At 56.7% G+C, this 17,813-nt stretch carries 19 protein-coding genes; 15 read left to right on the top strand and 4 right to left on the bottom strand.

Annotation, left to right across the window (positions count from 1 at the left end; translation table 11 throughout):
• The first annotated feature begins 17 nt into the window (after positions 1-17).
• From AD949_RS10510 to AD949_RS10500, 3 genes are read left to right on the top strand one after another with little or no spacing between them, the layout of a single operon-like run.
• Positions 18-359, top strand: a complete 342-nt coding sequence (locus tag AD949_RS10510) for a hypothetical protein (RefSeq protein ID WP_244463318.1) — start codon at positions 18-20, stop codon at positions 357-359.
• Positions 359-1,075: a hypothetical protein gene (locus tag AD949_RS10505; RefSeq protein WP_048835473.1), complete on the top strand. Its 717-nt coding sequence runs from the start codon at positions 359-361 to the stop codon at positions 1,073-1,075. Before AD949_RS10510 ends, AD949_RS10505 begins: the two co-directional genes overlap by 1 nt.
• Before the next feature lie 6 nt (positions 1,076-1,081).
• The gene (locus tag AD949_RS10500; protein ID WP_052944541.1) at positions 1,082-6,973 is read left to right on the top strand and encodes a hypothetical protein; all 5,892 of its coding nucleotides are present in this window, start codon (positions 1,082-1,084) and stop codon (positions 6,971-6,973) included.
• Positions 6,974-6,979: 6 nt separating this feature from the next.
• Here AD949_RS10500 and AD949_RS10495 read toward each other — a convergent pair whose 3' ends face one another.
• Positions 6,980-7,300 (bottom strand): Arc family DNA-binding protein, encoded by a 321-nt coding sequence (locus AD949_RS10495; protein ID WP_082064645.1) that lies wholly within the window; start codon positions 7,298-7,300, stop codon positions 6,980-6,982.
• A 124-nt stretch (positions 7,301-7,424) separates the two neighbouring features.
• Between AD949_RS10495 and AD949_RS14755 the strand changes: the two genes are divergently transcribed.
• The 11 genes from AD949_RS14755 (at position 7,425) to AD949_RS10445 (ending at position 13,781) form a co-directional block, all read left to right on the top strand.
• The gene (locus tag AD949_RS14755; protein WP_082064646.1) at positions 7,425-7,622 is read left to right on the top strand and encodes an Arc family DNA-binding protein; all 198 of its coding nucleotides are present in this window, start codon (positions 7,425-7,427) and stop codon (positions 7,620-7,622) included.
• A complete protein-coding gene (locus tag AD949_RS10490; RefSeq protein ID WP_167334767.1) occupies positions 7,555-8,013 on the top strand; it encodes a hypothetical protein in 459 nt (152 codons plus the stop codon). Before AD949_RS14755 ends, AD949_RS10490 begins: the two co-directional genes overlap by 68 nt.
• Positions 8,013-8,726 (top strand): phage antirepressor KilAC domain-containing protein, encoded by a 714-nt coding sequence (locus tag AD949_RS14580; protein WP_052944542.1) that lies wholly within the window; start codon positions 8,013-8,015, stop codon positions 8,724-8,726. The genes AD949_RS10490 and AD949_RS14580 overlap by 1 nt, the downstream gene beginning before the upstream one ends.
• A 9-nt stretch (positions 8,727-8,735) precedes the next feature.
• The gene (locus AD949_RS10480; RefSeq protein ID WP_048835476.1) at positions 8,736-10,349 is read left to right on the top strand and encodes a hypothetical protein; all 1,614 of its coding nucleotides are present in this window, start codon (positions 8,736-8,738) and stop codon (positions 10,347-10,349) included.
• A complete protein-coding gene (locus AD949_RS10475; RefSeq protein WP_048835477.1) occupies positions 10,349-11,146 on the top strand; it encodes a hypothetical protein in 798 nt (265 codons plus the stop codon). Before AD949_RS10480 ends, AD949_RS10475 begins: the two co-directional genes overlap by 1 nt.
• Before the next feature lie 33 nt (positions 11,147-11,179).
• A complete protein-coding gene (locus AD949_RS10470) occupies positions 11,180-11,395 on the top strand; it encodes a hypothetical protein (protein WP_048835478.1) in 216 nt (71 codons plus the stop codon).
• A 180-nt stretch (positions 11,396-11,575) separates the two neighbouring features.
• The gene (locus AD949_RS10465; RefSeq protein ID WP_048835479.1) at positions 11,576-12,142 is read left to right on the top strand and encodes a lysozyme; all 567 of its coding nucleotides are present in this window, start codon (positions 11,576-11,578) and stop codon (positions 12,140-12,142) included.
• Positions 12,139-12,516, top strand: coding sequence for a hypothetical protein (locus tag AD949_RS10460; protein ID WP_048835480.1), 378 nt, complete (start codon positions 12,139-12,141; stop codon positions 12,514-12,516). Before AD949_RS10465 ends, AD949_RS10460 begins: the two co-directional genes overlap by 4 nt.
• An 86-nt stretch (positions 12,517-12,602) precedes the next feature.
• Positions 12,603-12,959, top strand: a complete 357-nt coding sequence (locus AD949_RS10455) for a hypothetical protein (protein ID WP_052944543.1) — start codon at positions 12,603-12,605, stop codon at positions 12,957-12,959.
• Positions 12,960-13,025: 66 nt separating this feature from the next.
• Positions 13,026-13,214 carry a hypothetical protein gene (locus AD949_RS10450; RefSeq protein ID WP_048835481.1) on the top strand — a complete coding sequence of 63 codons (189 nt, stop codon included), beginning with the start codon at positions 13,026-13,028 and terminating at the stop codon, positions 13,212-13,214.
• Between the two features lie 357 nt (positions 13,215-13,571).
• On the top strand, positions 13,572-13,781 hold the full coding sequence (locus AD949_RS10445) for a TOBE domain-containing protein (RefSeq protein ID WP_048835482.1): 210 nt from the start codon (positions 13,572-13,574) through the stop codon (positions 13,779-13,781).
• A 71-nt stretch (positions 13,782-13,852) separates the two neighbouring features.
• Here the strand turns inward: AD949_RS10445 and AD949_RS10440 are convergent, their stop codons facing one another.
• The 3 genes from AD949_RS10440 to AD949_RS10430 all read right to left on the bottom strand — a co-directional run bounded on the left by AD949_RS10440 (position 13,853) and on the right by AD949_RS10430 (position 17,387).
• A complete protein-coding gene (locus AD949_RS10440) occupies positions 13,853-14,890 on the bottom strand; it encodes a glycosyltransferase (protein ID WP_048835606.1) in 1,038 nt (345 codons plus the stop codon).
• 111 nt (positions 14,891-15,001) lie between these two features.
• Complete coding sequence (locus AD949_RS10435) at positions 15,002-16,030, bottom strand: ELM1/GtrOC1 family putative glycosyltransferase (RefSeq protein WP_048835483.1); 1,029 nt, start codon at positions 16,028-16,030, stop codon at positions 15,002-15,004.
• 31 nt (positions 16,031-16,061) lie between these two features.
• Positions 16,062-17,387 (bottom strand): lipopolysaccharide biosynthesis protein, encoded by a 1,326-nt coding sequence (locus tag AD949_RS10430; RefSeq protein WP_244463319.1) that lies wholly within the window; start codon positions 17,385-17,387, stop codon positions 16,062-16,064.
• 332 nt (positions 17,388-17,719) lie between these two features.
• Between AD949_RS10430 and pqqA the strand changes: the two genes are divergently transcribed.
• Positions 17,720-17,800, top strand: coding sequence for a pyrroloquinoline quinone precursor peptide PqqA (pqqA, locus tag AD949_RS13840; RefSeq protein ID WP_043550231.1), 81 nt, complete (start codon positions 17,720-17,722; stop codon positions 17,798-17,800).
• Positions 17,801-17,813 lie beyond the last annotated feature (13 nt).

The following is a 17,813-nucleotide window of genomic DNA, read 5'->3' as shown; positions in this document are numbered from 1 at the left end:
CGGCGCTCGGCTGGTGGTTGGAATGGGGCTCCTATGATCGTGCGGATCTCGAAGGTCCGGACTTTGAAGGGACGGATGCCGTCCCGGTGGACCCACTGCCGGAATGGCAATGGATCTGGCGGGCATGGCACCGCCTCTCAGCCGAGCGACCGCATGTTACCCAAGGTTTCAGCATACCCATGGGTGGCACGATCATTGATGGCCGCCCCGGTATAATTCCATGGAGCGCTGTCCAGAGATGGGCGGAGCATCATGGTCTAACATGGGCAGAGATGGCCCTGCTTGATCGTGTTTTGCTGGCGATGGATGGCGTTTACGTGCGGCACTGGGTCGATCAGTTCAAAAAGAAGGTGTCCTGATGGCGATTGCTGAAAAGCTGAATGCCCGTATCCAGCTGACGGTCAGCCGGACAATGGATGGGGCGCAGTTCCGGGGCCTCATAGGCAATCGTATCCGGCAGGAGCGGGATGCCCTGATAGCATCCGGAGCAGCAGCCCCCGAGTATGTGCGCCGGGTGGATGGCAGTCTGAGTAAGCCGGAAGAGGCTGTGCGGCTCCACGGGGGCACCGTCACCTACATTTTCAGCACGATTGCTCAGGCGACAGCATGGGCTCTGGCTGAGTGCCGCAGCCGTTCCCCAGTTAGCAGCGGGGCCTTTCGGGATAGCTGGGCGGTGCTGGTCGATGGAAAAGCTTGGACGAAACCTATGGCCCAGATCCCGAGTGGGTCAGAAGTCTGGATCGTCAACACCATGCCCTATGCCCGCAAAATCGAAGTGGGTGGCCAGCAGATCCGTGTGCCGCCGCGCATTGTGGAAGCCGTCCGGCAGTCCCTGATGCGCCGCTTTAAACAGATCAAAGCTCTGCGGGCCTTCAAGCCATTGCAGGGTGGCCGGGACGCCCGTGGCGAGCCCGTGCCTTACATTCTCCGGAGTGCAGGCATCGCCTCTGGGCTTTCTTGGAACAAAAAAGAGGGTTGGGGCCGCAAACATGCTGCCTATGTCAGCCGCCGGAAGGACCGGCAGGCTGGTGAGCAGATGCTCTACCCTACCCTCATACTGACAGAGAAATGGTAAAATCCCATGGCAGGACAAAATCAGGTCGAGCAGCTGGACGTTATCGTCACCACCCGTGATGAAACTGCCGATGGCGCTGCCAGTGCAGTGCGCAATCTGGAAGCTGTGGAGGCAAAAGGTGTCTCTCTGGCTGATGTCATGTCCAGCATGGGTGCTGCCAGCGGTGCCGCTACAAAGACGATGGCGGAAGGGGCAGCCGGGGCTGTCACGTCCTTTGACGATCTGGGCACCCGTGCAGCCGCGCGTGTGGGCGAACTCACAAAAGAGCTGACGCGCCTGAGTGATATGCAGGATAGCCTGCGGGCGCAGTCTCAGCAGGCGCTGTCTGCGGGTGTGGATTCCAGCGGTGCTACACAGGGGCTTGAGCGCGTCAATACGGAAATCATCCGTGTTGCCGGTGAACTGGAAGAGGTGCAGACACGACTGCGGGCAGCATCTATTGCAGAAGATGCATGGAATGGCGCGCTGGGTGAACGCAATGCCATTCTGAATGGCCTGCGGGCTGCTCTGGATGGACAGACTGAGGCCCAGACCAAAACCAATGCCGCCACGGCCGCCAGTATTGCGCAGACGCAGGATCAGGCGGCCGCATTCTCAGGCGTCTCTGAGCATCTGCATGGCATGGAAGATGCAGCAGCAGCGGTTGTGCCGGCTCTGCACAGTGTCTCTGACGCAGCTGAGAAAGGCATACAGGACGTCACCCGGATGGCACAGGCCGGGCAGAAGGCCATGGAGGGCATCAGCACGCCTGACCTGTCTCTGAGCGCCAGCAGCACGGTCACGGTTGAGGCTCCTGATATGGGGGGTGTCAGCCGCCAGACTGATAAGATCAGCGAGGGGCTGGACAGCCTCAGGACCGAGGCGGGAGCAGTATCCTCTGCACTGGATGGCATGAATGCATCTGCCGGTGCTGCCACCCGCACACTGAGGGAGGGCGCTTCCGGAGCAGTGGAGGCATTTGACACGCTGGGCACCCGTGCGACCTCCCGCGTAGCCTCTCTGACCGAAGAGCTGATGCGCCTGAGCGGCTTGCAGGAAAACCTGCGGGATCAGGCGCAGAAAGCCATGTCCGGCGGTCTGGATACTTCAGTGCTAACGCAGGAATTGGCGCAGATTGATGCGCAGATTCAGCATACATCGGCAGATTTGACAGAAGAGCAGAACCGGGTGCGTCAGTTGAAGGCTGCGCAAGATGCCCTGAATGCGTCTCAGGCCAGCAACCCGGCTGCTGCCGTCAGCATCCCGTCAGCCGTCTCCACGCCGTCTGTTTCTGCGGGTAATCCGCAGGCGCAGGCAATGCAGAACGATCTGGCCGCCATCAAAAATGCAGCCGGTCTGACTGCGGGTGAAATGGTGGATCTGGAACGCTTGGAAGCCGCAACCTTTACAGGTTTGCAGGCGGGTGCAGACCGGAGCAATCAGGCATTCCTTCGGCTGGGTCGGTCAGGCAGTCAGTTGGCACGGGTCATGCTCCAGCTCACGGCGGCCGAAACGCGGCTGGATGATCTAAGGGCGCAGGCTGAGGCAATGCCAGACAGCCAGATGGATAGCGCCGTCAAAAGTGCGGTTATTCAGGATGCGGAAAAGCAGGTTGCGGCATATCAGGCCCAGAAAGCCGCTTTACTTGAAACCGCACGGGCTCATGATACCCTGAGTGCCTCTGAAAGCCGGGGTGGTAGTCTGGCTAAGCTGGAATCCTATCAGGTCGGAATTCTGGCGGACGAGGCCCATAAATTCTTTGACCAGATTTTGGCTGGCGGCAGCGCCATGCAGGCGGCATTCTATCAGGTACCCAACATGGTGCAGGTCATGGGTGGCTTCGGCGCGTCCATCCAGCGTGTCGGCTCATTTATCATGGGGCCTGCCGGTCTGGTCGCGGCTGGTGCGGCCGGTGGTCTGGCTTTGTATGAGCTGGGTAAATATGCCGAAAGCGAAGCGGAAAAGCTGGCAAAGCTGAGCCAGCAACTCCGGTCCACGCGTACTGATGCGGCTGCTATGGCCAGCACCATTACCTCTGCGTCCAAAGATCTGGGCAGTCAGCCCGGCTGGACGGACGAAACTGCCCGCACGGCTGCAACCAGCATCGGCAGTACCTATAATTTCAACGGCACGTCAGCCGATATCCAGTCTATCGCAGGTATGGCGCGGGATATTGGCGCCGTATTCGGTTCTCTGGAAGATGGGCTGAAGGCGGTTAAAACCGCCATGGAAAATCCGGCCGCCGAGATCGAGGCGCTGTATAAGCAGCATCTGCCCGGTGTGGATCAGGCGCTGGTAGAGCAGGTTAAAAACCTGCAGGCCGCCGGGCGACAGGGTGACGCTTATGCGTTGGTGATGGACAAGCTGACGGCTGCCACCAAAGGGGCATATGAGGACAGCCTGACGCCGTTCCAGCGTGCCATGGAAAATTTGAGGAAAGCGGCCGATCCAGTCACTGATAAAATCAAAGACCTGTCTCTGGCTATTGGCCAGTATCTGGTTGAGGGCGTTACGGATCTGCTTAATCTCACGCAAGGCAAGTATGCTCAGGGTGATTTTAAATATGCAGCGGGCACAGCGCCGGTTTCCGCTTCTGGGAATGTTTCCGGAACATCTCTGACGGTTAACAAAGACCATCCGCAGATGGTTGGCCTGATGCAGATCAACACGGATTATAAATCGAAATATGATCCCACAACGCTGGATGGTAATATTGATGAGGGGATCACGCGCTTCCAGAGTTTCCTGAAACAGACGGGAAATGTCCGGAGTGCGTTGTCTCTCTATGGTGGGGCCACACCCGGCAGTGCAAACGCAGATGCCTATATCAGCAAGCTGGGTCAGCAGGTTGTTTCTCAGCTTCCGCCGGTGATTTCCGGGCGCATTGATGCCGAGGCGGAAAAGCTCGGTACGTCACCCGGTATCGCCAACATCATGAAAATGATTGCCATGGCGGAAAGCAGCGGGAAGCAGTGGCAGGACCAGACATACAGCAATGTTGCGCCAAAATCGGAAGGTGCGGCGAATGATCATGCAAAATCTGCTGCCGTTATTGACGACCAGCGCTCTCTGACGGGCGGGGCCGCCAATGATGCCGGCGGTTACAGCACAGGGAGTGTCGAAGAAAGCAGGAAAGAGATTGCGGCTTATATCCAGCAGCAGCAGGCGCTGGAGGATACTCAGAAAAAAGCTGGAAAGGACTGGTCTGAAACAGCAGAGCACATCACGAACGCCCGCATCGCTCTGGCTAATACCCTTACCCCGCAGGAGCAGATTACACAGGGGCTCAAGGATCAGGACGCAGGTCTTAACTCCCAGACGGGTTACTGGCGGAGCATGGCCGAGGTTGTGGCTCAGTTTGGCACACAGGCCCGTGGCACCGGTGTCGATCAGGCTGCCCTGACTGATGCCCTGAAAGAAAAACAGCGCCAGCTTGCGGCGGCATATGACGATGGCACGGTGGCGGTACAGCGACAGTCACAGGCTCAGCAGGCCATTGCATCTGTGGCCGGCTCTTCCGCGCAGGAGATCCAGCACGCCACAAACTATCAGCAGGCCTACAATGAGGCCTTGGAAAACTTTGACCCGCACTCCCAGCAGTTTGCGGATGCCGTCAATAAACGTGTGACGGCTCTCAACAGCCTGACCGATGCCCAGCAGCGAGCACAGCAGATCCAGCAGAACACCGGGCTGCAGGACAACCTGTCGATGGTGCAGGCAGAGACGAATAGTCTGGGGATGAACGCTCAGGCCCGGCAGGTCATGCTGGCGCGCATGCAGGCAGAAATCCAGATGCACCGGCAGTATGGTGCAATCCTGCCGCAGGAGGCTCAAGACTATGTTGATCTGACAGCGCAGATCGCGCAGGCCTCTGCGGAATACGAGCATCAGCAGCAGGTCGTGCAGGACGTAACCGGCAGCATCTCCGGTATGGCGGACGAACTGAGCAGCGGGATTACGCAAGGATTCCTTCAGGGCACGTCAAGCGGCATGTCGTTCAAAAACATGCTCAAGGGTGTGGAGACGCAGATTGCGTCTCTGCTGGTCAAATTTGCGCTGATCAATCCGCTGCTCAACTCCATCGATGGAGGCACGCGCACCACGCTGTCAGACGTAACAAACCTGATCTCTGGCAGCGGATCGTCCGGCAGTGCGTCTCTGGGGGTTCTGGGGTCTCTGTCCGGCCTGTCCGTCGGGCAGCAGCAGGCTTACCGTAATGAGGTCACCCAGAGTGCAATGCCCGGTTCCGGCTGGGCACCTACGGGGGATGTCATGGCATTGGCAGGCGTCAAACAGGCATCTGCTCTGGATAATCTGTTTGCTGGCAAGGCTGCGGATGGAAGCGGTATTTTCAGCAGTCTGGGCAGTACTGTGGGCACAATCGGCTCTTACGCTGGCATCGCGGGCGCTGCAGTGGGCATTGGTACGATGATTTACAGTGTCTTCAAAGGGCTGTTTGCCAAAAGCCACTACGCCTATACGGACGTTATTGCGCAAAATGGACAACTCGCCACCGGAGGCACACGGGTCAAGCGGTCTGATAATGACGTTACGGCTGGTCTGGTGCAGGACATTACCAGCATTAACGATGTGCTAGGGGCGTCCGGAATTACCGTGGCAGATGGCTCATTTGGGGCCGTTGGGCATTACAAAAAGGGCAAGAAAACCAGCCAGACTACGCTGGAAGACCTGCTGCCTGATGTGAAGCTGAACAGTTCTGACCAGACGCTGAACATGGCCTTGCAGCAGCTCATGCCCTCGTCCTTCGATAGTGTCAGCACCTATACGCAGGATATTGAAAGCCTGAAAACGCTGGCGGATACGCTGAACGGTATGAAGGTGTCCGTCAGCCGGTTTGATGATGCCAGCCATGTGACGGTTGATCATTTCAATGGCTACACAGGAGACATGGCCACTGCCCTGTCCACGCTGGACGGCAAGACACTCAGCACGGATGATCTGCAAAGCAAATTTCAGGCCATTCAGGAGTTTTTCGGCACAACCATGCCGGGGCTCTTGAACGTCACAACCGCTGGCTCTGAAAGCCTGATGCAGCAGGTGGATGACCTGAAGCAGAAATATCAGGATGCGGCGAACACGGCGGCCTCCTACGGTGTTAATGCCCAGAACCTGCTGGATAAGGGCAACGCCATTGCGGGCATGATGATCGCCAATGAAAACACCAAACTGAGCCAGTCAGACCAGTCGGTGACGGCGCGTTACATGGCCGCAACAGGGGATCAGCAAGGTGCTGACCTGCTCAATCAGCAGGTGAGTGGTGCGCAGGCTGTCCAGTCCCTTCAGGATGAATGGCGGTCTTATCTGGGGGATAACTATGCGGATAACGTGACGTATCAGCAGCAGTTGTCCAATCTGGAAAAGACACAGGGTGCCGAACGGTTGCAGATCCAGAAAACCTATGCGGACAAGGCGGCAGAGGCGGCGCAGGAGGCCGCGCAGAAGCAGCAGCAGATACTGGATCAGGCAAACCAGTCTCTCGCCTCCACCTTCGGCAGTCTGACGGATTACGCAAAAGGCCTGAGCATGTCGGATGCATCACCTCTGTCTGCTGCGGACAAGTATGCAGCTGCCAATGATAATCTGCATGCGGACTATCAGGCGGCTCTGAGTGGCAACAGCACCGCGCTGGGGTCCATCCAGAATGACATGCAGACATTTCTGAGCCTGAGCAAAGCGCTCAATGGCGGGGGAATTGGCTACACGTCAGACTACCAGCAGATTGTAACCATGCTGCAAAATCTTGGTTCAATCGGCACGGGAGATCTGACAGCGGACGCCATGCGGAAGATTACTGAGGACCAGACTACAACACTGGATGGAAGCCTGCGGCGGCTCGAAGCAGCCGTGCAGCAGCTTCAGTCTGAAATCCGTTTCCAGAACAGCAAGGCTGCGGCCTGATAGGAGTTACTCAATGTTATACTTTGATTTTATCTCATTTTCTTCAATATATTTTTGAATTTTCGCGGCACTTTCTTCCATTTGGCTGGCAAGTTTCTCAAAGCCTTCAAATGCAAAGACGGCTTTCTGAAATTTCTCCATAACCTCGTCAGGTGCGGTGAAACGAAGGGTGCCGTCTGCTGCTTCTTCTGGCTCAAATAAAGTAGCCTCTAGCCGCTGTACGATCTCGGCATTCATGGAATGTGAGCGAGCATCGGCAGCTTCCTTAAGGCGATCAAGAAGCGCACGCGGCATACGAATCGTCAGAGATGCTCTTTGGTCGGTCATAAGTATCGCGATAACCCAAAATGGCTACACTTTCCACTTGCGTTCAAAATGAACGCATCCTATAAACACAGCATCCATTTTGAACGCACAAGGAGCAGAAGTGGCCAAGACGCGCACCTTTACAATGCGAATTCCAGAAAAAATCCGGGACTACCTTCACCAGCGGGCCATTCAGAATGGCCGAAGTATGAATGGAGAAGTCCTAAGAATTCTGAGGGATTTAGAAGAGATTGAAATGGCATCAGGGGCCAAGCTTGGCGGCAGTTCCCCTGATGCCGGTACCACCAAATGCGGAAGGATTTTATCCAGTGCATCAGGCTGAGAGCACCCATAACACAGTAAGGCGCAAATTTCTCGCAGGAATTGCGACTATTCCGCTTTTAGCGGCCGGAACCCGTCCGGTTGAGGCGGAATCGGGCTCGGATGCAGTTCTTCTACGCCATTGCTCCGCCTATCTCGCCATAGCCAATGAAATAGCGGCTCTGGGCTACGACGGGACAGACGAACAGATGGATAATCTGGTCGGAAAGCAGTGGGTAATAATGAAAAATATTGAGGCGCACCAAGCAAATACGCTGACCGGTCTCAAAGCGAAAATTCAGGTAATACAGGATTATTTACCTGATTACATTGATGATTTTCAGGCTAGCCGTGAAGCAACCGAAATGAAGCTTGTCTTTGGCCTGATGGACGATATCGAAAGAATGATCTGATGCAAAATCATGTAAACACTTCGCCCCTTGGTAGCCCTGTCGCCATCATGGGCGTTGCCATACGTCAGGATGCGGAAGGCCGTTATTGTCTAAATGATTGCCATAAGGCATCTGGTGGAAAGGCCGCAAAAAAGCCCGCAAACTTTCTGCGGCTAGATACAACACGCGATTTAATGGCGGAAATCTCCCACTTCTCAGATGTGAGAAGTGGCCCATTATCTATTGTGACCGGCGGGAATTCTCCCGGTACCTATGCTTGCAAAGAACTGATTTACGCTTACGCCATGTGGATCAGCCCTGCCTTTCATCTCATGATCATTAGGGTTTTTGACGCGCTGGTGACGCAGCAAACAGAGCAGGCCAACGCCATCATTCGTGAAGCCTTTGCCATCGTGGCTCCCAAGGCAAAAGCCTATGATCGCATTGCAGGCATGGACGGGCTGATGACATTGCGTCAGGCTGCAAAAGAACTGGGCTGGCCTGAGCGCAAATTTATCGCACTCCTACATGAAATGAAGTGGATTTACCGTCAGGGCGGCAGTGGTCCATGGATTGGATATGCCGACAAAACTCAGGCAGGATACGTGGATTATAAACATTATGACCAGCGTGACAGTGAAGGTCATATTCATCCACGTGCGCAAGTTGTCATAACTACAAAAGGCATTGCCAGACTTGCGCGTATCCTCCCGGAATTTAAGCAAGCAGCATAAGGTGAAGCAATGCAGCAGCGGATGTTTATCGGGTCACTGGCTTTCGGGCCGGTGGCTTCCCGCACGACCACCACTCTGTCTGACACAGGTTTTGTGGATACGGCGGCGCATTGTCCTTATCCGCCGTATCTGGCGGCCTGTCCGGACATGGACCGGGAACTGGACATCACCGTGTCCGGCACCGGTCTGACCCAGACCTTCGGGCAGTTGACCGTCAATCTGGAACCGGGCGTGGCGGATTCCTGCAATGTGCTGAACCACACGGCAGACATCGCGTTCCGTACTGGCCTGCGCACCTATGATGCTGCCCGTGGCTGGTGGATAGACCCGGCGCTTTCTGATTGCCTGCCCCTGTTTACTGGCAGTGCGTCAGCATGGCGCACCGGGGCCACGCAGGGCACGCTGACACTCTCGGCACCTGCTGCCCTCACGCGGTCCCTGCCGCTGAAAATCTATGCTGGAACAGGCGGGGTGGAAGGAACGTCCACCCTCTCCGGAAAGGTAAAGCCGCGGCTAAGGGGATTCGCTACAGGCATGACGCCTGTGTGTGTTGATACCGTCAATCAGATCTATCAGATATCGGACGCGCCGGTGCAGATCGGCAACGTTTCCGGAACACCTATGCCCAATCTGACAGTCTTTGAAGGCGGTGTGCCGGGGGCGTGGTCAAGCACGTCAACTGCTGGAAGCTGGTCCTACGGCGGTATGGTGCAGGATATCACCAGCGCAGATCCTGCAGCCGGGCATTACGTGGTGGAAGCAAGCAGCCGGGGCACGTTTGTCCGGTTGGGCGGCACGCCGGTCTATCCCATTACGATCAGCGCCACCGGGCTGTTTCCGGATGGCACGCACGTCTCCCGCCTGCATGATGTGCTGCGGCAGGTGCTGGTGCAGGACGTCGGCATTCCAGCTTCTACCATCGCGGCAAATTGGGCAGACCCGTTTGATGCGGTGGCTGGCCATGCGGTGCCGAGTGATGCCGGAGCCTATTGGGATGGCAGCAGCAGCTACACCGGCGCCGATATGGTTACCACCCTGTTGCAGGGCACACTGCGCAAGCTGACCTATGACCGGGATGGCACCCTGCGGCTGATTGGGATCACACCGGCCTTCCTGTCACTGGTGCCAAACCTGTGGGTTACTCTTGCTGTGCGTCCGGATGAGGTGATTGATATCCGGCAGGCTGATCTGCCCTCGGAACTTGCTCTGCCATTCACGTGCGGCCGCTGCACCTACGCAAGGAATTATACCGTGCTGACGGGCAGCAATGTCAGCCCGAAAGCGGCGGTGCCGTCCATTGGCACGGCGCGCTCAGCCGTCACGGTGGGAACGGATGCGCCAACTCTGGAGGTTGTCAGCCCGCCGGATGTGCTGACTGCCTTTCAGAATTCAGATGCGGCGCAGGTGGTGGCTAACGTCATCAATCAGCTTTGGACACAGCCAAACCGGCGGCTGTTTCACGTCACTCTGCCTTTCGCACGGCTGGCGGATTTCAAAATTGGGTCCAACATGATTCTTTATGCAAACGTGGATGGCCTGCGGACCGGAGCGGGCGGGCTGGTTGTGGGGGAGTCTTACCGTGGGTCCAGCGCGGGTGAAGTCACCTTTACGGTGCTGGTCTAATGGCAAACTGTGCGTTCGGGCTGAATAATCTGCTCAAGGGGGCATCCCTGACAGGCTCTGCCTCCTATTACGGCCTGCCGCAGTTTGCCGTCAGCCAGGTGGCGACGGATCAGGGCAACAACACGGCGGCGTTCTGGTCCGTGGGGGATACCAATAAAACAGCGTGGTTTCAGGCGCAGTGGCCAGCAGCCCAGCAGATACAAGCGTTCTTTGTGGGGCGATCTAATCTCGGGCAGGGGGCAACATGGCAGATCACGGCATCTAATGGCGGCGCTCAGGTCTATTCGGCAGGTGGCAGTTTCGCCACGCTGAGTGGTGTGGGGCCAGCTCAACTTGTGCATGTGGCCCCGAACCCAATCACGGTGGATACGGTGAAAATCTCTGTCACGTCCAACGGCACGGTTACGGAAAGCTACATCGCCATTTCTCTGGCCTATGTCGGGCCGATCTGGCAGCCGGTGCGCAACATGAGCACCAAATCCACCACCGGGATGGACACCGGGCAGACGGTCAATACCGGCATGGCCGGGGCTGAGTTTATCTCGCCCGGCTGGATGCGGCGCAAGGCTGTGGTGGATCATGAATCTCTGGATCTGGCGGACGTCCCGGTGCTGGAGCAGATTGCTTACATGGCTGCCAGTGGCACCAATGTCCTGTTTATCCCAGACCCAGCGGCTGATCCTCCCACCCTGAACATGCGCGCCCTATACGGCCGCATCCAGAGCGGAGACCTTAGTAATCCCTACGGGGCCGCCCTGCGGCAACAGACAACATTCACCATCACCGAGCGGCTCTGAGCCGCTTTTTTTATGCCTGAAGGACAGAAGAGCATGTCTGACTCTAACACGATCACCCGACCGGAATTTCTCGCCTATCAGGCCGATGTTGACGGGCAGTTTGACGGGGTGCGGAAGGGGATTTCTGACCTGACTGCGCTGGTCAAACGGCTCAGCACGACACGGGCCGTCGTCAATGGGAGCCTGACCATTCTGGGAAGCGCACTTGGTAGCGGGATTGTGACGGCCCTGCATAGTCTGGGGCACTGACAACCACAGAGCCGCATCCTGTCAACCGGACTGCAAAAGCTCTTTCGGAAACTAGTCCAGCCATAATGGCGGATTTCCGGGGCTTTTGTGGTCCGGTGGACTAATTCTTCCGGACCTCTTGTAAAATCGTCCACCCACGGCCGCGCATGACGCGGCCTTTTTTTGTATCCGGAATCCCCAATGAATGACTCTATCTTCATCGCGGCGGGTCTCGCCCGCGAGTGCGAGGGCCTGCGCCTCAAGCCCTACATTTGTCCGGCGGGTTACTGGACCATTGGCTACGGCAACCGCTGCCTGGCCAACGGGTCCGCCGTGACGCGCCTCACGCCTGCCATAACGGCGGTACAGGCAGAGGCATTGCTCATGCTCACGCTGGCAGGCCTGCGCTACAAACTGCGGCAGCTCGTGCATGTGGCGCTCACCCCCAATAAGGAGGGCGCGCTGCTGGACTGGCAGTTTAATCTAGGCACATCCGCCATTGCCGGGTCTACCCTGCTCCGTCTGCTCAATAGCGGGCAGGATCTTGCAGCCGGTGAGCAGCTCCTGCTGTGGAATCACGCCCATAAGGACGGCCACCTGATCACCCTGCCCGGCCTGACGGCCCGCAGGCATGCAGAGTGGCTGATCTACACCGGAGCCACGTCCGGCCATGTGCCTGCTGCCACCCCCTCACCATCCATTCCCCCGACCACCACCGCAGACCAACTCAACCGCAATGAGCTGGCCCGCGTGAAAGCAAACGTATGACCCTCTCCAAAATCTCCACTTACCTGCGCCAGCCCACCACGCTGATTGCTGGCGGTATCATCATTGGCACGGGCATTGCCTCGTGGTTCCATGTTCTGCCGGATGCCGCGGCTGTTGCTTTACTGGGCACCTGCCTGCCGCTGCTGGCGAGTGATAATAGCGGCAAGACTGGCTCCGCACAGTCCGCCATCCTCAACCGGATTGCTGGTGAGCGTGATGATCTGCTCAAGGTGGTCCATGCCCTCAGCACGCACCGGGACATTGGTCCGGCCGCAACGCAGATCATTGCCGATACCGTGCCGGGTGGCGCGCTGCTGGCAACCGCTGCCTCTGTCATCACTGCGCAGGCATCCTCCACCAGCAAGCCCGCCTGACCTGCCAGCTCGTAAGGGGCGGACTATTATTCCGACCCTTTTTCACGCCGCCCTCTGAGGCGGCTTTTTTATGGGAAAACCGCAAAATGAAACTGAAATCCACCTATCGCGGCGCACTGGCTGGTGTGCTGCTCCTGTCCTGCGTCAGCGTGGCTGCCTGCAAAAGCGATGCCAATGTCTCGGCAGCAGTCCAGCGCCAGCAGACGGTCTATGCTCTGGGCAAGTCTTACGATGCCACGGCGGATCTCGCTGTTGCCTATGAGCGCAACCCGGCGGCAGATCCTGCTGCGGTTGGCAAGATCAAAGCCGCATTTCAAGTCGCGCATGACAAGATCAAGCCGCTCCAGACCGCTGCTGAGGCGGGTGATCCGCTGATTGAGGCTGAGATTGAGGCTGCGCAGGCAGCTTTTCAGGCCGCGCAGAAGCTCGTCCCGGCCCACTAACCAGCCAGTTCCAAGGGGTGTCACTAATACCGCCCCCCTTCCTCTTTCTTTTTTTTGGAAAACGCCATGAATCCCGAATACATCACCATCGCCATCTCCGCCATCGAGCAGCTTGCAGAGGCAGCGCCGAGCATCATGTCTGACATCAAGAGCCTGCTGGCCCCCATTAAAGAGGGCCGCGCCCCCACGGCGGAAGAATGGCAGGTAGCTCAGGCTGCGCTGGATGCCGCCAACGCTAAAGTGCAGGCGGGATAAATTTTCTTGCGGGTGGCCTATTATATGCAGGCCACCCGTGTCCATCAACAAGCTCGGATGAGTTTACAATTTATCTATAAGTCATTGATATATAATATCTGGATTTTATGTCAGTTTACTCTTTAACTATATGATATCTATAGATTGTTCTGCTTCCCTTAGCTCCACCACCTGCCTTTTTAACTCCTTGTTTTCATTAAATAATGCTCACGGGAAGAGTAAACTTCGCTCGATAAATTTACACTCTCCATCTTCGTTTTCTCGGCTGGAGGACCTGCCATACTCCGGCAGTACCTCGCAGGGAAACAAATAAGCGGCTATGCTCGCCAGACGTAAAAAACCTGAGGGAACTCTCCGATGAAAATTAGTGCACGCAACCAGATTGCCGGTAAAATTGTTGCCATTCAGCCGGGCGCGACCACGTCTCATATCAGTCTGGAACTACCCGGTGGCGTTGTAATGATGGCCTCCATCACGAATGAAGCCGTGGCTGATCTGGGCCTAAAAATCGGCCAGCAGGCGACTGCTCTTGTAAAGGCGTCAGACGTTATGATTGGCGTTGAATAACAGCCAAAACGTTTTTTGACGTTTCTAAACGGCATGCTTTTACTGGCATGCCGTTTTTTTAGTGGCTCTTATTATTTTAGAATTTTGTTCTCAAAATTTCCAGAAAGACCATCCTGAATAGCACCCAATAGCACACGCCAGCGGCGCATCATCCTGAGTGGGTGCAAAGCGTGACAGACAAGGCTGCCCGGTGTACGGCACAGCACTTTAACAATCAAGAACAGAACCATATTCAGATAGTAAACTGGCTGACAGTCAATGCTGTTTTGTTCAATCACTACGCGATTCCGCAAAGCGAAATAGGGGCGACGCATTCCCTCCTGCTCTTGCAACCACGGGTGCAGGCAGGAAGACGTCTGCGTCCACGATTGTTCTAGATCTGTCAGCACACTGTTCCGGCACATCCAGAGTGCGCCACCCTGATGGGTGATACGTAATGTGTAGTTGTAATCATCAAAATAAAGAAAAAAGCGCTGATCCGGCAAGCCGATACGCTGCACCCAGTCTTTATGGAACCATAAGCCGCCATAAGCGCCCATTTCCATACTGCGGCACTCAAGCCCATCCTTTTGCCAGACGGCGACATTTTTTTTCTGAAACGGTGCCTGAGCAGAAAAACCAAAAAAGGAATTTGGTTGAATGGCGTTGGGTTTATTCTTGTTCACCAGCTTGACGTAGGTGCGCTTATCCTGCCGAAAGCTTGCCAGACAGTTGGACGGATTTGCCCCCATAAGCTGCCATGTGCGAGCCAGAGCCTTCAGGGCGTCCGGCAAAGCAACCGTGTCATCATCCAGTGTCCAGATATGCCGGGTTTGTGCTCTTTGTGCCGCAGCGGCAATGCCTGCGGCAAACCCTGCGGCGGACCCTCCGTTATGCTCCAGCCGAATAGAGGTGACCCGGTCAGCCCCCCATGCGGCAGCACAGCTTTTCAGGCTGGATGCAACACCCTGCTCTGTCCCGTTATCCACCAGAATGACATGCCCGGCAGCCGCCTGAAACGCTGCGTGCAAAACCTGCTCAACAAACGCAAGGCGATGACCATACGTCACAACAACAGCACACGTGCCGTCCAGAATGGCCTGTTCTGTCAGAGCGTCTGATGAGGTCATTATTTTTTCCATCGGAGATGAGTCCACCAGCAACGAGAGTGTCCTTGCTGGCAGATTAAGCCTCACGCCTGTAAACGCGACGGTATTCCTGATTAACTTTCCGACATTTTTTCAAGTAAAGCCGGGAAGTGCCTGAAGAAGCGCCAGAATACGGTGCTGGCATTGGATCAGGTCTGTGTCGGGCTGATGCTGCATCGGGCTCCAGCGTAAATCCTCCGCTGTCAGATTACGTCCCGCACAGCGGATTTTCCCAGAGCGAAGCAATGCCCGGTGCCAACGCATGAAGCTAGCACCACTCCCTAAAACACCACGCCGGATAAGCCGGTAGCGGAGGGGCCGGAGTCCTACCGCATCCGCCCCTTCCTGCAATCGGGACATCAGCGTCTGGCGTTGCGGCAATGGGAAAAGCCAGACAGGAGCTCGGCTGCGCCAGGCTTCGGCCAACATGGACGCACTATCCGCTGTCACCACAAACCGGCTGCCTGTGTGCAGAAAGATTTTGAACAGGTCATCATTCGGTCTGAAAAGATGCAGCATAGCGCCGCAGGCTGCTGCCAGTTCCCGCAACCACCCGACAGCCTCGGGCGTCGTGCGGGGGCTGGTAATAAGATGCAGGGTCTCCTGATTGGCTTCGGCCAATGCATGGGCAAAGCGTAACAACCGCTCTGTTTCCGTAAGCCCCATGCCGAACTGTCGGGACGGCCCGCCATACATAACAATGGTTCCCGCCTGCATCTGCCCCTGCATCTGGTCCGCGTCTGGCACAAGGGACGCACCATTAAACGGCCAACTGACCTTCAACACATTCGGCCCCGCAGGGTAATCATCCTGCGGCAGGGCGATAATCAGATCGAGGTCTTTCGCGGGAACATGGCTTGGTCGCCCGATATGCACCAGCAACGGCCTGAGTGCACAGGCTTCCCGAAGAGCACAGGCGGCCTGCACAGCATTCCCAAAAGACAGGATAAGACGCAGCCCGGTTGTTTCTGGCCACTGCGCAGGCGGCGCAAACTCCGGACCGAGCGGCACATGCCTGAACGGTAATCCCAGAGCCTGCGCCAGTGTCTGGCACTGTGCGCGCTCTCCGGGGCGGCCTGTATCCAGAATCCAGACAGGTGCGGACAATGCTGACTGGCTCAAGGTCCTCTCCTCCCACTCTGGGTTTCTACGCTCAGACCTCCGGCTTGCCCCCAAAGGACTTGTTCCGATTCATAATAAGGTAGGGACCAAGGCGTGTGAGAAGAATGGCCAACTCACTCAGCAGGGTAGCAAGCCCTGCGCCGGTCATGCCCCATGACCGCGCCAGCACGTACAACAGAGGGAGGGAGAAGCACATTGTCACCATACGCCCGATGAGAATCTGATGCGCCTTGTTCAGAGACACCAGAAGCGGTTCTAGCGGTACATCCCACAAGTCGAGAATGGCAGTAACGGTCATCAGCAAAAGCAGGGTACGGGTGCCTGTCCACGGAACTGTCAGCAGCAGATGCAGGAGCCACGGCCCCACAAAGGTTGCCACCACCAGCACCACAGCAGAGAAAATGGCCAACGCCTGCAAAATACGATTGGTCACCTGACGGATAGACGCCCAGTCCCGCTTGTCCCGTAGCGCCACAAGCTCCGGATACAGGGCTGGGGTGAGCATCTGGGCTGGACGGGCCATGCCGTCTGAAATCTGCCATGTCACGTTGTAAATGGCCGCACTTTCTGGACCAAGCACCGCGCCTACAATCAGCACCGTCAGACGGGAGCCAAGGCGCCCCAGAGCCTGATCCAGACTGGTGGAGAACGTAAACCGCCAAATGCCCTTGATTGGGCTGAGCCACGGTACATTGACCACCCGAAAGCCCTTCAGCTTATCCGTGCGCGCCATAACCCCCACGGCCAGCCCGTAATCCAACACAAACGCCACGGCGGTGGAGCAGTACCAGACCATCAGGAAATCCAGCAAAGTCCAGTGCAGAAAAAAACCGGCAACACACCCTGCAAACTTGACGGCGGACCCCGCAGTATCTGCCAGAACAGCAAGTTCATATCGGTTGGCCAGCCGCAGAATACCCATGGCGCACCCCGTGTTCATGAACAGGATAACCGTCATGTACCATAGTGGAATATGGCCGTAGGCTGCTGCCCAGCCCGAAAGATGCTCCAGCCAGAGACTGGAGAAAAATGCAACGGCCAACCCCATGACCGCGCCAAGCGCATCCAGCAGGGCACAATGGCGAAAAAGGGTTTGAAAAGGCCTTTTATCAGCCGCTTTGTAGAGAGACAGGCCATATTGCAGCAAAGGTTGCCAAGCCTGAAAGCGTGTTGCGACCGCGCAGGACATGACGAACGAACTCATCAGCAGCAGAATGCCGTAATCTTCCAACCCCAGAGTCCGAACAGCTAAGGCAGTGCTGGCCAGCGCAAGCACTGCCATGGCCCCTCTGCCACTCAGCAGATAGCTCGTGTTCTTAAACACCCGCCCGAACAACGCCTTGATCTGGCTATTCATCAGCCCTCACGCTTTCCCCCTGCCCGACAGCACCACCTAACGGCACATCACGCCGGGCCGTTTTTAGAAGCTCTGCGGCGGAAATAGCAAATCATGGCGTTCACACAGGACATCCATTACCCGGTAGAGCGGTCGTTCTGAGTCCTCGCTGGTCAAAAAGGGATGTGTTCACACTCCCGTGAAAAACATGAAAAAGACCCCACATTCCCACACTCAGGGTTGCGCGTATCCTGCTTTTGCTCACACTCGTGCAGCGCGGTTATCCTCTTTCCGGCTCTTGCCAGAAGCGAGAGACCGCATGACGCATAATCTTATGAATACGGAGAGTTCCCATGGCTTGGACAACACCGAAAATTACCGAAATCCCGCTTGGCGCCGAAATCAACAGCTACGTTTGCGGCCAGAAGAAATAAGACTTAGCAATAA

The sequence above is a fragment of the Acetobacter orleanensis genome, assembly GCF_001581005.1.
GTDB lineage: Bacteria > Pseudomonadota > Alphaproteobacteria > Acetobacterales > Acetobacteraceae > Acetobacter > Acetobacter orleanensis.
This window is presented reverse-complemented; position numbering and strand designations above follow the sequence as displayed.

Bases quoted from the DNA above. Each gene is read 5' to 3' on its own strand.
- AD949_RS10475 (WP_048835477.1), top strand. From the start codon at position 10,349: ATGGCAAACTGTGCGTTCGGGCTGAATAATCTGCTCAAGGGGGCATCC.
- AD949_RS10430 (WP_244463319.1), bottom strand. From the start codon at position 17,387: ATGAATAGCCAGATCAAGGCGTTGTTCGGGCGGGTGTTTAAGAACACG.
- AD949_RS10440 (WP_048835606.1), bottom strand. From the start codon at position 14,890: ATGACCTCATCAGACGCTCTGACAGAACAGGCCATTCTGGACGGCACG.
- AD949_RS10455 (WP_052944543.1), top strand. From the start codon at position 12,603: ATGAAACTGAAATCCACCTATCGCGGCGCACTGGCTGGTGTGCTGCTC.
- AD949_RS10465 (WP_048835479.1), top strand. From the start codon at position 11,576: ATGAATGACTCTATCTTCATCGCGGCGGGTCTCGCCCGCGAGTGCGAG.
- pqqA (WP_043550231.1), top strand. From the start codon at position 17,720: ATGGCTTGGACAACACCGAAAATTACCGAAATCCCGCTTGGCGCCGAA.
- AD949_RS10445 (WP_048835482.1), top strand. From the start codon at position 13,572: ATGAAAATTAGTGCACGCAACCAGATTGCCGGTAAAATTGTTGCCATT.
- AD949_RS10500 (WP_052944541.1), top strand. From the start codon at position 1,082: ATGGCAGGACAAAATCAGGTCGAGCAGCTGGACGTTATCGTCACCACC.
- AD949_RS10460 (WP_048835480.1), top strand. From the start codon at position 12,139: ATGACCCTCTCCAAAATCTCCACTTACCTGCGCCAGCCCACCACGCTG.
- AD949_RS10480 (WP_048835476.1), top strand. From the start codon at position 8,736: ATGCAGCAGCGGATGTTTATCGGGTCACTGGCTTTCGGGCCGGTGGCT.
- AD949_RS14580 (WP_052944542.1), top strand. From the start codon at position 8,013: ATGCAAAATCATGTAAACACTTCGCCCCTTGGTAGCCCTGTCGCCATC.
- AD949_RS14755 (WP_082064646.1), top strand. From the start codon at position 7,425: ATGCGAATTCCAGAAAAAATCCGGGACTACCTTCACCAGCGGGCCATT.
- AD949_RS10470 (WP_048835478.1), top strand. From the start codon at position 11,180: ATGTCTGACTCTAACACGATCACCCGACCGGAATTTCTCGCCTATCAG.
- AD949_RS10450 (WP_048835481.1), top strand. From the start codon at position 13,026: ATGAATCCCGAATACATCACCATCGCCATCTCCGCCATCGAGCAGCTT.
- AD949_RS10505 (WP_048835473.1), top strand. From the start codon at position 359: ATGGCGATTGCTGAAAAGCTGAATGCCCGTATCCAGCTGACGGTCAGC.
- AD949_RS10495 (WP_082064645.1), bottom strand. From the start codon at position 7,300: ATGACCGACCAAAGAGCATCTCTGACGATTCGTATGCCGCGTGCGCTT.